Raw genomic sequence first — 13182 nt, 5'->3', positions numbered from 1 at the left:
ACTTCCTCCACCGCCGCGCTTTCAGGCGGCAACAACCGCGCTACCGCCCGGTCCTTGAATGCTTGTCCGTATCGTGCCAATTCTTGTCCTTCATCGCCGCCCCCGGATTCTTGGTTCTATGGAGGCGACAACTATTCTGACGCGGGGGGCAATGACCGGGGCGATAGTGCTGGGCAGGGCGTGGACGAGTCTGGACGATTTGGGCCGTCGCTGGCGGCCGTATCTGAGTTCGGGTCCGCGCTCCATCTTCCATTGCTGAACCATGCACCCTTGGCAACAATGCGGTCGACGGCATCGCGCGCGCACCTCCGTCACCCGTGCGGCGGGAAAGTGCACAGCCCCCTGCGACGGAAGATGGCCCTTCTGCGACGGCGTCTTGCTCGACGACACGATTCTTACCCGAGCAATTCTTCCATCAGATTAAAGGCAGCTGCCTGCTGACAACGCACAAACCGGGACGCCAGTGCCCCGGTTCAACCTCTGACGCCAGTCCCAACGTTTCTTGGAGAAGGCTTGTACACACTTGGTTTCGATTGGGTGGATGCACCGTCTGCAGGGCTGCTGAATGAACGCATCTTCTCGCCAGGATTGGCAGCCGCCTGCGACTCGAGTTTGTCCGCCCTGGCAGTCAATGAGTCTCCACGCTTGTGCGCCTGATCGGCTTGAGTCCTCAGTTTCTTGACCTGTGCCTGTATGGCCGATCCCTTCGTATCTTGAGCGTGGACGGCCATGCCGAATCCGAGGGCTGAAGCAAAAATCACAACAAATAATTTTTTCATTTCACGGTTCCTTGATGAATACCCGCCTCGTTGTCCCGGGTGTGCACGGCCGGCAAAGACACACCCTCGTCCCCAAAAATCTCCCCGAGTAACGCTGGCCCCGAGGTCTGCACTATTTCCCCGAGAGGACACAACCTGCTCGCCCGTCGTTCCCGCATTGCCCGGCAATCTGACGTTTCTCCGGTTTGCCGACGGGGCCGCCGCGCAGCTTTTCACCGGGGTTCATGTCGGACTCCAATTCCAGTTTCTCCGCCTGGGCACTCAGTGCGTCGCCACGACCATGTGCAGCCGCAGCTTGTGCTCTCAGTTTTCTGATCTGCTCTTGCTTGGTCGCCTCTTTGGCGCCGTCGGCGTGAGCACCAAACCAAAGCAGCGATGCAAACAACAAGACAACCGTTTTTTTCATTTCATCTCCCCTCGGTGGGCCGGCGCATCCGGGCAAGCAGTGATGACCGCGGCTGGATGCTGAAGAACAATTGGGAACCACGCACTATTTGTTGGTCCGGGCGTAACGCGCCACGATCTGGTTCAGGGCATCCAGGTCCTTTCGCGACAGCCTGGCGGCAGCCATGTCCCGGTATTTGATGGCATTGGCAGATTCGGCGTGGGACGCTGCAATGGAAAACCAGAGATACGCCTTTCTGTCGTCCTGCTCGATGCCGCCTTCACCTTTGCGATAGAGGTTGCCCAGGTTGTATTGGGCTGCAAAGTCACCCTGTCTGGCTGCGGTTTCGTAAAAACGAAGCGCCTCGGACAAGTTCTTCTTCACGCCATACCCCTCCTCGTACATGAGCCCCGTCATGTACTGGGCATGAACTGAAGTTTTTGCCGCCCTGGAATACCAGAAAAGAGCTTGTGGATAGTCTTGCGAAAGGCCGTCCTTGCCAAAATAGTATTTTTCCGCGAGTGGCAATTGCGCGGCTCCCAGCCCCTGCTCCGCAGCCTTGGTGTACCAAAACACCGCCTTCCTGTCGTCCTTTGGAATTCCTTTCCCAAAGTGATACAGGTTCGCCAGATTGTTTTGCGCCAGGGCCAGGCCTTGTTCAGCGGCCTTGACATACCATTCGGCCGCCTTTTTTTCGTTCTGTGGGACACCCGTTCCGCTGTCATAAAGCTGGCCGAGGTTGTATTGCGCCGTTGCAAGCCCCTTTTCGGCGGATCTGGCATACCACTCGGCGGCTTTCTCCGGGTTCTTCTCAACGCCCCGGCCGTTGGCGTAATACACGCCCAGGTTGAATGCAGCCTCTGCGTCGCCTTGGTTGGCGGCTTTCAGATACCACATGGCGGCCAGGCCGTAATCCTGAGGCACGCCTCTGCCCTTTTCAAACATGAATCCCAGGTTGTATTGGGCCAGAGGATCATTCTTTTCAGCGGACTTGAGATACAACTCCACTGCCTTTTGATCATCCTGGGGAACGCCATTTCCATTCGCATATTTCACGCCCAGATTGAACTGGGCCCTGGCTTCTTCAGCCCCCGGCTTGGTCGCAACCACTTCCGGTGGATGTGCCTGTGGCGCCATCTGGCAGGCAGTCACGAGCAGGGGGAGGACAAATAGGCCGAGTTTGCGAATCATGGATGAACCTCTTTAAAAATGTCAGCGTCGTACAAAAATCATTTCACACACACTCGCGTCCGTGGGATTGCGCGATCCGCCGGGCAGCACGGAGACGATCAGCCTGCCGTCGGCGTCGAGCCGGGTTCTCGCAACGATTTTTCGATCTACCGGCAAGTTGTTGCCGCCCGTCACCGCGAGGTTCAGAGCGCCGCTGGCCTGGTCGTAAATGAAGCTGCCCTCGTAGTCGATGTAACGTTCAAACGGCGTCCAGGTCGCCGAGAAGTCGCCATTGCTGCGGAAACGCAATTCGTGCAGGGGTTGCGGCGGCACGCGCTGCGCGCCGGTACCGCAGGCGATTTCCCGCGTCTGGCGCCACAGGCCGCGCAAAGGATGCTTCACCGGATCGACCACGCGCATTTTTCCCTGCACGGTTTGCGCGCCGACCTGCGCGATCAGCGTGAATGTTGTACCGTCTTTCGCGTCCTGTGCCACCATGCCGATGCCGCTCACGGCATCCATGGCAGCCGGTGCGCCGGGGCTGAGCCGCCAGCCGCCGATACAGGCTGCCGGCACCACCACGAAGTCATGCGGAGCGCGCACCAATGCCGGCTGACTGGCCAGTAATTCACCCGCCTGCACGTCGCGATCATCAAACCAGAAAAGCAGTCTGCCCGTGTTGAAGAGGGCACAGTCGACCCCGGGTGGAAGTGCTGGCGCTTCAGCAGGCGCAGGCGCATTGCCACCGGGCATCACCAGCAGCAAGGTGGCCGCGCGCGCGTCCCAAAGCCAGACCGCCCCGGGCAAGAGGCGCGCGGAATGCGACTCCAGCAGAACACCTTGCGGCACCATGCCGATAAAACCGCGCACGTTCGCGCGGGCACCCAGCATGGCAGACCACCGTGGAGTCCCTGCCTTCAGGTCTTCACGCCAGCGCTGTGCCGCGGCTTCATTGAGCTTGAGCAGGACCTGCCCCCGTGCGCCGGGGCTCTGGACCTCCACCTGAACCTCGCAGCGGCCAAGCGTCAGCGGCTCTTTACCTTCCACGCCGCTTGCCTCCAGCAGCGCAGGACAGGCCGCCTCAGCAACGCTGCAGGCGAGCAGAGCGAAAGACAGACCGATCGATTTAAATGTCATGGAGATCCTCTCAATTCATGGTTTTCGAGATGGCAGAGGACTACCCCACGCGCCGCAGGCAAAGGCTGTCCTGCGAGAATTCAACGACGCCCTGATGCAGGCCCCACCAGGCCACCCATTCAGCCGCCGGCGACGTCACCAGCACGGCCTGAAGGTTCCTCTCGGGCTTGAGCTTGCCGGTGAGCTCACCGGCCGACACCGCTGCGGCAAAAGCCGCGGAAGCCGGCACTTGCAAGCACACGCGGGTGGCATTGTCGAAGCGGTATTGCAACAGCAGGAAACCGTTCATCTCGCCGCGCTCGCTCTTGCCGTAATCCCAGGCGGCCACGTCCAGAACCAGCCAGTCGTTTCCGGCAAGGCGCGCCGTGCGACCACTGAGCGGCGGCAACGGCGGCTCGGCGGCCTCTCCAGCCCTGATGTTGAATATCTCGAGCCGCAGGGTATTGTTCCCAGTCTGGACAATCCGCACACGGCTGCCCTCGTCCTTGCCTTCCTTGGCCCAAAGACCGGCGGCTGAGGCTGGCACGGTAATGCCGTAGCTCACGGCAGGCGCCTCACCGAACATCGGTGGCGGTGCACAAGCCGAGAGCACCAGAGCTACCCCAAGCAGCACCAGCACACGCCAGGTGGGTTGCGGGAGGCCGGTCATGGCTTGACCTTCACGCCAACGACAAAGGTTCCCACGGTCACTTCCTCTTTTTTACCGGCCAGCCGCAGGATAATGTTTTCATCTTTCTGGGCCGGTGTGCCGAAACCGGTGGACAGACGCAGCATCAGCGTGGTGGCGGGCGCCACGATCTGCTGGTTGTGACCGTAGAACTCCGCTTTGACCGTGTAGGTGCCGGGCTTGGCATCGCGCAATATGAATTCCTCGGGTCCGTAGCCACCTGTGAAATCGTTCGACATGCGGCCGCCTTGGTAGGTCACCTGGCGGCCGTAGTAGGCGCGTTCACCGTTGGGGTCGATCACCCACAGGTCGATGTCGGTATTGTCCGCATCCCAGGACAGCACCGCGCGCACATCAAGCGGCAGGTTGCGCAGAAGACGCGTGTCCATGGCGCTGGTGTCCAGCGCGGGCTGGCCGGCGGCGGCAACACCCGCGTTGATCGCGTTGAGTTCGCCCAGGGCAATGAGCTCGATGTCGGGAAAACGGTTGTTCCACGGCCTGGCCACCACTTCCCAAAGCTGGTTGACGGCAGCCTGGGACTGGCCGTCTTCAGCCAGCGCCAGCCCCAAGTCGCGCAAGGACTGCGGCTCGTCCGGGCTCAGGACCAGCACTTTCTGCAGCACCGGCAGTGCCAGCTTCACCTGTCCGGCCTGCGTCAGGCGGTAGGCCAGGATGCGCAGGATCTGGCGGTTCTCCAGGTTCATCTCCGCCAGATTGGATAACACCCGCAGACCCAGTGCGGTCTGGCCACGCTCCAGGAGAATGTCCGCAGCATCGAGGAAAAATGCCGTACTCGATAGGTAGGAGGGCCGTTCATCCAGGTACACCGCGTACATGTCCTCGACTCGGGCTTCACGCAGGCGCCTGGCGTAAGGCGCGTCGGGCAGCCATTTCTTGAGTTGAATACTGGCCGAGGCAGGCCCTGCTGCCGCAACCGCTGTCGGTGTAGGCGGCGCTGCCATGCGTGCGCTGACGGACGGCACCGGCATCGGGGCAGGTGCGGGCACAGGCCGCGGTGCCATGGCCATGGGTGCGGGCGCCGAAGGCATGGCCATGCCCGCACCAGGACCCCATGCCGGCGTGCCCGGCCTGGGCTTGGGCTGAGGCGGCTCGTCCTTGGGGAACTCTCTGTCCCACCAGGCCTGCTTGGACACAAAACGTGCAGCAATACGGTCCAGATGCGTGGCACGTTCATTCAGGTTGCGGTCCCGCTTCTGGGCAATCAGCCGTTCGTAGGCGGGACGCAGCGACTCAGGGGGCTCGATCTCGTAACGCGCATAGTCGGCAACGGCGTCGAGCACGATCAAGGAGGTTTCGGCAGTCAGCAGACCAAACCTTGTCCCGAGGCGGCGAATGGCGCTGCGGTTGCGCTCGCGGTCGGCTTCAAGCGCGGCCAGCTTCAGGGTGGCCCAGCGATATGCCGCCAACGGTATTTTTGCAGCCTCCGGGACAGAGGCCCCGGCCACGATGAAGCGGTGGTTTGCTCGTGTGCCGTCCGGGGCCTCCACCTCAAGCTCGACGTGGGCTGCCGGTCCCGTCAGACGGCCGGCAACGACCAGGCGCCCGTTTTCCGGGTAAGCCCCGGCACTGACGAGATCCGTCGCGCCATTTGCACGCAGGCCGGCAAGACGGGTACGCGTTGTACGCAGCTCACGCACCGCATCCGGCGCGCTCACGCGCAGCAAGTCCACCAAGGTGCCGCCGGAAGCCTCTGCCGCGTGCCGCAGCAGCACGGCGTCAGCACTGATCGACGAGGACAGCGCATGCAGGGGCACGCCGCTGGCCGGCATGGCCAGGCCACCGAAATTTCCCAGCCCATCGGTAAACAGCAGGGCCTGCGTCGCCCCATCGGGCACAGCCATGGCGCCCATGTTGGTCGCGCCGTCATAAACGACTTTTTCGAGTTGCTCGCGCAAGGTACGCCAGTCGCCGCGTGTCACCTGAAACCGCTGCACGGGCTCAGCCACATCGCGTACCAGCAGCAATTGAACCGCCACGCTCTCCAGGGCGCTGAAGTAACCGTCGAGCACGGCCAGTTCGCGCGCATGGTCGCGCGCCGCACCGGAACCCGATGCGTCCCAGACGATGGCCAGATTGGCTGGTGCCGGGCGTGGTTGCGACTTCAGCGCAACCGGCAGCTCCGCATAAAAATAGGTCGCGTCCCGGTAGGTCTGGGTGCTGACGAAGCTCTGGCTGGCCGCCGCTGGAACGGTGACCTGCAAAATCCGGCCACTCGTATACCCGATGCGTGTCAGCGTAACCACAGGAACGCCGTCAGCGCCACGTTGCACGGCAACGCGCTCACTGCCAAGGATTGCCTTGACAGCCGCGGGGTCGGCACCGGGAAAGCGCACGGCGGCGTCCAGCCGCTGGACGCTCTGGCCAAATTGCAGCGGCAGCTGATAGTCCAGCACCCTTCGGCCAGCCCGGTCGCTGCGCATCAGCGTCTCGGAGATTTCCAGCACGACGCGGCGTGTTCCCCCGGCTGGCAAAGGATACACGCGCAGTTTGTAGTTGTTTCCGCCAGCGGCCTCCAGCAGGGCCGGGTCGACCCGCGTGCGGGTGACCTCTTCAAAGACCTGGCGGCCCTTGGCTTTTTCAACTGGTACGGCGGGACGCAGCGCGCCGTCAATGTCCAGTGCAAAGCCGGTGACGGCTTGCCCCGGACGCAGGGGAAACTGCAGTTCGCCTTCGAGCGCCCTGTCATTGGGATTGCGAAACTCCATCTCGATGCGCGTGCGCGCCGCCAATCCCACCACTTCTGCATCCACCTGCACGCGGGCGAGCTGGATGGCCAGGCGAGCCTCGGGTACCACCAGCAGCGGCACGGCGACAACGGGCCGGGATCGTGGATGCAGTGGCGGGGCATGAACTCCCTGGGACTGCGCACTCGCGGCGCCGCAAGAAAGTAATCCGGCGGCGACAAGCCTCAGGAAAATCCGCCAGCCGGATCCTGGACAACGAGGGATGGGAACATATGCGTACATGGTTCAGCCTGTCGTAAAAATGGAAGGGTGCCGCGCGATAGCAGTCATCCTGCTGTCTGACGTCGTCCGTGGCGAGATGTCAGGCTTGCCCCGGGTGCGCGGCATGCTGTCGGACTGGTTACGCAAGGCTGCCAGGTTGTCACGGATAGCCTGCACAAGCGAGTCACTCTCGGCCGGACCCAGCTCTGCCAGCGCCAGCGCTTGTTCAAACATCCGGGCAGCAGCATCGAGCTGGTTCGCGCGCTGAAGAGCCTGGGCCAGATTGTTGAGGGACATGGCCTGCTCATCATTGGGAGCCTGCCGCGCAAGATCAATACGCACCGCGCGCTGGAAAACCTCGAGCGCGCCCTGTGTCTGCCCATCCTTGAGCCGCCAGGCACCCAGCAGGTTGAGCAGATTCGATGCTGTTACTCCGTTCCCGCGATGGGCAGCGGCCAGTAAGGCGAGAGCCTCGTCCATCAGGTCCAGAGCTGCCGGCAAACCACCCTGGCGGCGAAGGAGATGAGCCTCGCGCGACAAGGCCAGCGCTGCGTCGTCGGGATGGCCGGGCGCGAGGCGGCGGTAGATGCCGCTGGATAGGTGCAGCATCCGCATCGCCTGCGCGGGCCGTCGCATCGCCATGGCGTGCTCACCTGCTTCCAGAAAGGCTTGTGCGACGCCCTTGTCGGCCAGGGCAGGCTCGGGAATCTCGCTGGCCAGGGCCGAAAACTGCTCAAGCAATGGGAGGCTTGATGCCTTGTCGACTGTCCGCAACTGCTGAAGCAGGGTTTGGGTCCGATGAAGATAACGCGCGTGAACCATCAATGACAGCTCTGCCTCGGGAGAGGCCACGGGTTGCAGCGAGAGCGTGGCCTGGGTCCAGTTGCAGCCGGGCGACTGCGCTGTGGCGCTTTCGCGCCAATTGACACGCAGCGTGCCACCTGAAAATCCCAGTTGCGCTTCACCAACTGGCTGTGTGGCGTCGAAAAAACGCACGGTATACGCGTCCCCGCCCTGCGCCGCGGACTGCAACATGGCAGGCTGCATGGCGCCCCAGGCAAACAGTGTTTCACCCCGCGCCGATCCGGTCCAGCGCACCATGTGCACAGGCAGCTGATAGGGGGGCATGCGCTGCATCGCGCAGGCCCTCCCCTGCTGCTCCCGTACCTCCAAGGTGCCCTGCCAGACAGCTCCATTGGGCTCGGCCGCCACCACGCCCGCGGCAAACCAAAGGCCCAGCAACGCTTTAGCGCGCACTGAAAACCAGTCGATTCAGGCCGACGTGCCTTGCGTCTGCCGGCAGAATAAGGGTGGGCAGGTCCTTCTGCAGCGCGTCCCACGTTGCGGGTGTAGCCTCAAAATCGACAATGGCCTCGCCCTGCCAGACGTACAGCCTTGGCAGCGCGCCCAGTTTCTCCAGAGCGGCAGCAAGCTGACGTGCAGAGGCCACTGGCTTGTCGACGCGAACCGGCACCTGCGACACCGCACCCCGATAACGCGGCGGCTCTTCGTAAGCGAAGGCATAGGCCACATGCGGCAACTCCGGCTCCGGCTCCGGCAAGTGGAGCCTGACACCCGCGACGGCGAGCAGCAGGGCCGCGGCCACGGCCGGCAACCAGCGCAGGCGGCGCCATACAGGCCGGCTGCTGAGCAACCCCTCCCGCTTCAACCGGAAACGCAGGCGTTGCAGTGCATGATCTTCGCTGGCCTGCAGGCCGTGCGTGCTGTCCAGCACTTCGCGCTCATGCGCAGAACGGTGCGCCAGCACCTCGCGCAGCACCCGCACCTCAGCGGGCCCCTCGGGCGCTCCCTGGGCCGAGGGGTTGATGCCCCAGCGACCTGCAAGCTGCTCGACCCACTGGTCGATATCATCGTTTTCCCCGGGTAAAGCCATTTACATCTCGCGCAGGAAGTCTCGACATGGCGCGAGGTGCTCGCGCAGCTTCTTGCGGCACTGCGACAGGAACTCGCGCGTGGCGCCCTCGGTACGGTTCAAGAAGGTGGCAATGTCGCGTACCGACCATTTGTGCAGGACCGCATGCTGCAACGCCTGGGCCCGCTGGGGATGCGCCTGGGCAAACTCGGAGAATCCTCGATCAAAGCATTCCTGGAGGGCTTCAGCGCCAGCCGCATCCTGGCCCCCCGTTCCGCATTGTGTGGCAACCGTGCCCTCAATAACCTGCCATTGGGCGTCATCCATGGTGTCCTCCAGGCTGATCCTTCGCGTCTGGTCTATGTGCAGATTGGCTGCAATCTGGAACAGCCAGGACGACACACGCGCCTGATGCCGGAATCCACTCGCGCCGCGTACCATGCGGATGAAAACCTCCTGCACCAGCTCTTCTGCGACGTCAGCCCCAACGCCACGGCGGATCAGAAAACCCATCAGCGGCCGCCGGTATTGCCGAAACAACGACTCCACGGCCTTGTCGGCCTGCGGCCCGCCATCGGCCACCAGGTCAAGCCAGAGCCTGTCCTGCCCGCTGGTGTCGGCGGTCATGACCAATGTCCCCGTGCGGAAATAAACAGGCGATGCCCAGATTGACGAAACATCACGCTAGCGGACCACTTGCCAGGAGAAAACCTGCATGCCGGTGCGGGCAGACACGGCGGCAGGACGTCCGCCCCGGGTGGCGTACTCAGCGAAACCCGCATCACGGAACAGGGCGTTGCCGTCAGCCTCGTTTCCGCCACGCGTCACGGTTTCGCTCGGCAAAGAAGGCTGAGCGAGGTAGGAAAAATCAGCCCGCTCGCTTTGCTTTTCAGCCTCGACAGCAATCACGGCCAAGCGTTCCAGACCCAGTGTGTCATCATGGATTTCAAGTTCAAAACTGTCGGATGCCGCTGATTCCAGCCGGTTACTTGCTCCCAGGCCCCGCGGAAACATGGCCGTTATGCCGTAGCGGCTGTCCAGGTACAAGGCCGTCACGTCTACGGAAACACGGCCCGTGTTCTCCAGTGTGACAAGGAGTTTGTCACCGTCTTCCAGACGCGGAACCTGACCGGCGACATAAGCCGTTCGACGGCCCCCCTTGCTGGTGATCGCAACCGAGGTCTTGACCTGACCATTGGTGGGCGAGCTAGCCAGTGCCGATGCGATGCGCATCAAGTTGGCGGCACGTGAGGCAGCATGGAGCGAGCGGCCTATGGTTTGGGCGGCGTTGCCCGGCGAGGCTAGGGGGCCAAGCGTGATACTCACCAGGCTGCGTTCCATCTGATCGTCGCAAGCCGCCTTCAGCGCCATGGGCCGCAATGTGCAGGCCTGCTGACCGCTGAGCGTGGGTGGCATCAGCCAGAGCCGATCGCCGATCGCCGTGAGTCGCACATCGGCAGCCTGGCCCGGCCCCACCCATTGCACCTGCGCACCTGCAACGCCCTCACCCGGCTTGGCATTCCTCAGCCGCGTCAAGGGCGCGTCAAAGGCGCAAGGCCTGGTGCATTGCTGCAGGTCCACACCCACAGACAGGGAAAATTTCATGGCCTGCTGCACCAGCCGCCCCACGGTGCCGGCCTTCAGCTCGGTGTCGGTTTTTTTCGGTATGCCGGCGTAGTCCACTGGTTCGATGCGTGCGGTGGCGAGCTCGGCTCTGGACACCTGCACGTAGCCGATCGCTTCGGATAGTCCGGAAATTGGCGTTGGCAGGATGGCGAGCACGGCGCCCTCCTCCAGATCCGCCAATGCGCCTGCCCCGACCGTCAGCTCTTTCGCATCAGTCAGTTTCCACTGGCGTACCGTCGCTGCATCCTGTCCCATCACGGCGCTGTCGAGGGCCGTGCCTGAGAACAGCGGTGTGACGCGTGCTTCGTTCATGCCGCCGTAACGCGTCAGGACATACTGCGACAACTGCCGGTAGCTCATGCCGGCGCCCCCTTCGAGCGCTTGCATCATCACGAAACTGAAGAGTCCATGCGAGGTCCGCTTCGGATGGCCTGCAGGCAGCCGCATTTCGGGGGTGGGCTCGGAGGTTTGTGCCGCATAAAAAAATGCCGATCCGCCACGGTTGGCCGCGACGCCGCCGGCACCACGGTTGGCCGCAACGGGGGTGGCGGCGGTTCCCGCCGGAGCGCGAGGTGTGGCGCGGTCCATGGCGGTGGCCGGCACGCCCAGGTCCTGGGGCGACACTTGGCGCATTCGTACTTCCTCGCTACCTCCCGCAGAGCGCACCAACGTAGCCGAATGGCAGGAGTCGAAGATGCCCCACACAAAGGCACCGGTAGCCGTCATGCGATCCACCGCAGCACGGATTTCGTGGTCGAATATGGCATTCTGGACGGCACCGCCCTTGCCCCCGGGCAGGTTCTGCCAGGCGCCAACGTCGCGTGGCAGGAAGATCTCAAAAAGGCCATCTGGCTCATCCCTGGCGAACGGACTGCCAGGACTGACCGGCTGCTGGCTTCCGTGCCCAGCCATGTGCAGGACGATGTAATCGTTGGGTTTTGCCGTGCTCGCGAGCCGGTCCAACTGGCCGAGGATGTTGGCCCGGGTGGGCAACTCTGCGCCTGGCACGCCATCTGCCAGTACCGCGATGTTCTGGGCGGGCACGCCGCGCTGCAACAGCACACCGCGCATGCGGGTCACGTCATTGCGCGGCCCCTCCAACTGCAGTTTGGCGTCCAGCCCAGGGTATCCCGACACGCCAACCAGCAGGGCACGGTAGTTCAGATTGGCTGCGAGCGAGCAAGCGCTCATCAACAGGCAGCCTCCGGCAACCAACCATGGTTTCACGCGACGGTACTTCATACAACACCCCTCACCCACAGTCAAAGCGGACGAATCCATCCCACGCGTGAAGCGCACAGACCAACGGGTCCGCGCGTCCCTGCTCATTTCTCTCAGTTATGAACGATACGGTACACATTCGCCTCGCCGAGGTTGCGTACGCGGATAGTGAACGGGCCGGTGTAGCGCGGCGTCCAGCTGCAGATCATGGTGTCCGTTGCATCCGTGTCCTGGCAGATCCGGTTGCCATTTTCGTCATAGACATACAGGTCGAGGTCCGAGTCACCGTCACCCGAGACCACCACACGTGCAGGTTCACCGCCACGGAAAGTGACGCGATAGCTGTCAACCGCGCGCGTATTGACCACCGTTCGCTTGGCGCCTGGGCCGTTTTCTGCGCCGCGGGTACCCGATTTCCCGATATCGTCCGCCAGCGCCACCAGATCTGCACGACCTGCAGCAAGCTCCCTACCGCGTGCCAGGACAGCATCTGCCGCCAGTTCATCAGGTTTGCTTTTTGCCTCACCAGACTTGCCACCCACATGCACGGCCTTCGACTCTGACGCGCCTGCCTGCTTCTTGATCTTGGCCGCTGTAATCAAGGCCAGCGGGTCCTTGTTCGCATAACCGTAACGCGCAAGCAAATCTGCAACCCTGATGGATTCGACGGCGGCGGCACTTTCCGACTTTTCGGAAGACACGGCCTTGCCACGATTGGCAGCTTTCTTTTCCTGCGCGTGCGCAAGGCTGACGGCGGAAGCGCCCATAAGCCCGGCGATCACAAGCACGTGCAGACGATTTAATGGGAATGTCATGAAAACTCCTTGGGTTGGAAAATGGGTGTCGCCTGTTCTGACCTGTCGACGTCCATAGGACGCAGGGCCTGTCATATGTCAGGACACGACGACCGTGGCGTAGCAGGAAATGGCGTTTGTAGTCCGTTGGCGTGGTGCGAAGCCGGGGCAAAATGGCAGGAACGACTGGATGGCGCGTTTATTCATTCGAGTGATCGAGGGCAATCCAATTCGATCTGTCCATGTTCTACGTCCTCTTCAGTTTGCTTTGGCGTGAATGATTTTTTCGATATCTTGAGCAGCCACGTAACAACGCAGCTCCAGCCGTCCAGTCCCGGAATCTACAAGGCGAACCGCGCACCCATCGTGTCTGCAACGCATGGTATTGAATTAAGAGCCGCGCTCCTATCACTCGTTTATGGGATGGTCGCCTTGACCTAAAGAGACTATCGCTGTGGGGCTGCACCACTGCGGCAGCCAGCGGTGGCCCGTCAGTCAGTGAGTCGCGCAGCTTTTGCAACGTCGATTGCCGTATACGCGTGCAAGGCTGGCAGGCTACCGCCT

The 13182-nt window shown here is 62.6% G+C and carries 11 protein-coding genes; all 11 read right to left on the bottom strand.

What is annotated here, in order from left to right:
* Positions 1 to 473: 473 nt before the first annotated feature.
* On the bottom strand, positions 474 to 779 hold the full coding sequence (locus B7G52_RS23265) for a hypothetical protein (protein ID WP_141397405.1): 306 nt from the start codon (positions 777 to 779) through the stop codon (positions 474 to 476).
* A 112-nt stretch (positions 780 to 891) separates the two neighbouring features.
* Positions 892 to 1185, bottom strand: coding sequence for a hypothetical protein (locus tag B7G52_RS07890; RefSeq protein ID WP_141397404.1), 294 nt, complete (start codon positions 1183 to 1185; stop codon positions 892 to 894).
* Positions 1186 to 1269: 84 nt separating this feature from the next.
* On the bottom strand, positions 1270 to 2355 hold the full coding sequence (locus B7G52_RS07885; RefSeq protein WP_096697064.1) for an SEL1-like repeat protein: 1086 nt from the start codon (positions 2353 to 2355) through the stop codon (positions 1270 to 1272).
* Positions 2356 to 2376: 21 nt separating this feature from the next.
* Positions 2377 to 3471, bottom strand: coding sequence for a hypothetical protein (locus tag B7G52_RS07880; protein ID WP_096697063.1), 1095 nt, complete (start codon positions 3469 to 3471; stop codon positions 2377 to 2379).
* Between the two features lie 40 nt (positions 3472 to 3511).
* Positions 3512 to 4120 (bottom strand): hypothetical protein, encoded by a 609-nt coding sequence (locus tag B7G52_RS07875; RefSeq protein WP_096697062.1) that lies wholly within the window; start codon positions 4118 to 4120, stop codon positions 3512 to 3514.
* Positions 4117 to 6966 carry a VIT domain-containing protein gene (locus B7G52_RS07870; protein ID WP_170954712.1) on the bottom strand — a complete coding sequence of 950 codons (2850 nt, stop codon included), beginning with the start codon at positions 6964 to 6966 and terminating at the stop codon, positions 4117 to 4119. The genes B7G52_RS07875 and B7G52_RS07870 overlap by 4 nt, the downstream gene beginning before the upstream one ends.
* Positions 6967 to 7128: 162 nt before the next feature.
* Positions 7129 to 8361 carry a tetratricopeptide repeat protein gene (locus tag B7G52_RS07865; RefSeq protein ID WP_096697060.1) on the bottom strand — a complete coding sequence of 411 codons (1233 nt, stop codon included), beginning with the start codon at positions 8359 to 8361 and terminating at the stop codon, positions 7129 to 7131.
* Positions 8351 to 8998, bottom strand: a complete 648-nt coding sequence (locus tag B7G52_RS07860) for a hypothetical protein (RefSeq protein WP_096697059.1) — start codon at positions 8996 to 8998, stop codon at positions 8351 to 8353. The genes B7G52_RS07865 and B7G52_RS07860 overlap by 11 nt, the downstream gene beginning before the upstream one ends.
* Positions 8999 to 9604, bottom strand: a complete 606-nt coding sequence (locus tag B7G52_RS07855; protein WP_096697058.1) for an RNA polymerase sigma factor — start codon at positions 9602 to 9604, stop codon at positions 8999 to 9001. It lies immediately after the preceding gene.
* 57 nt (positions 9605 to 9661) lie between these two features.
* Complete coding sequence (locus B7G52_RS07850; protein ID WP_170954711.1) at positions 9662 to 11845, bottom strand: caspase family protein; 2184 nt, start codon at positions 11843 to 11845, stop codon at positions 9662 to 9664.
* A 92-nt stretch (positions 11846 to 11937) separates the two neighbouring features.
* Positions 11938 to 12639 carry a hypothetical protein gene (locus B7G52_RS07845; RefSeq protein ID WP_141397403.1) on the bottom strand — a complete coding sequence of 234 codons (702 nt, stop codon included), beginning with the start codon at positions 12637 to 12639 and terminating at the stop codon, positions 11938 to 11940.
* Positions 12640 to 13182: the final 543 nt, after the last annotated feature.

Origin of the sequence: Polaromonas sp. AER18D-145, assembly GCF_002379095.1 — a bacterium.
GTDB lineage: Bacteria > Pseudomonadota > Gammaproteobacteria > Burkholderiales > Burkholderiaceae_C > Polaromonas.
This window is presented reverse-complemented; position numbering and strand designations above follow the sequence as displayed.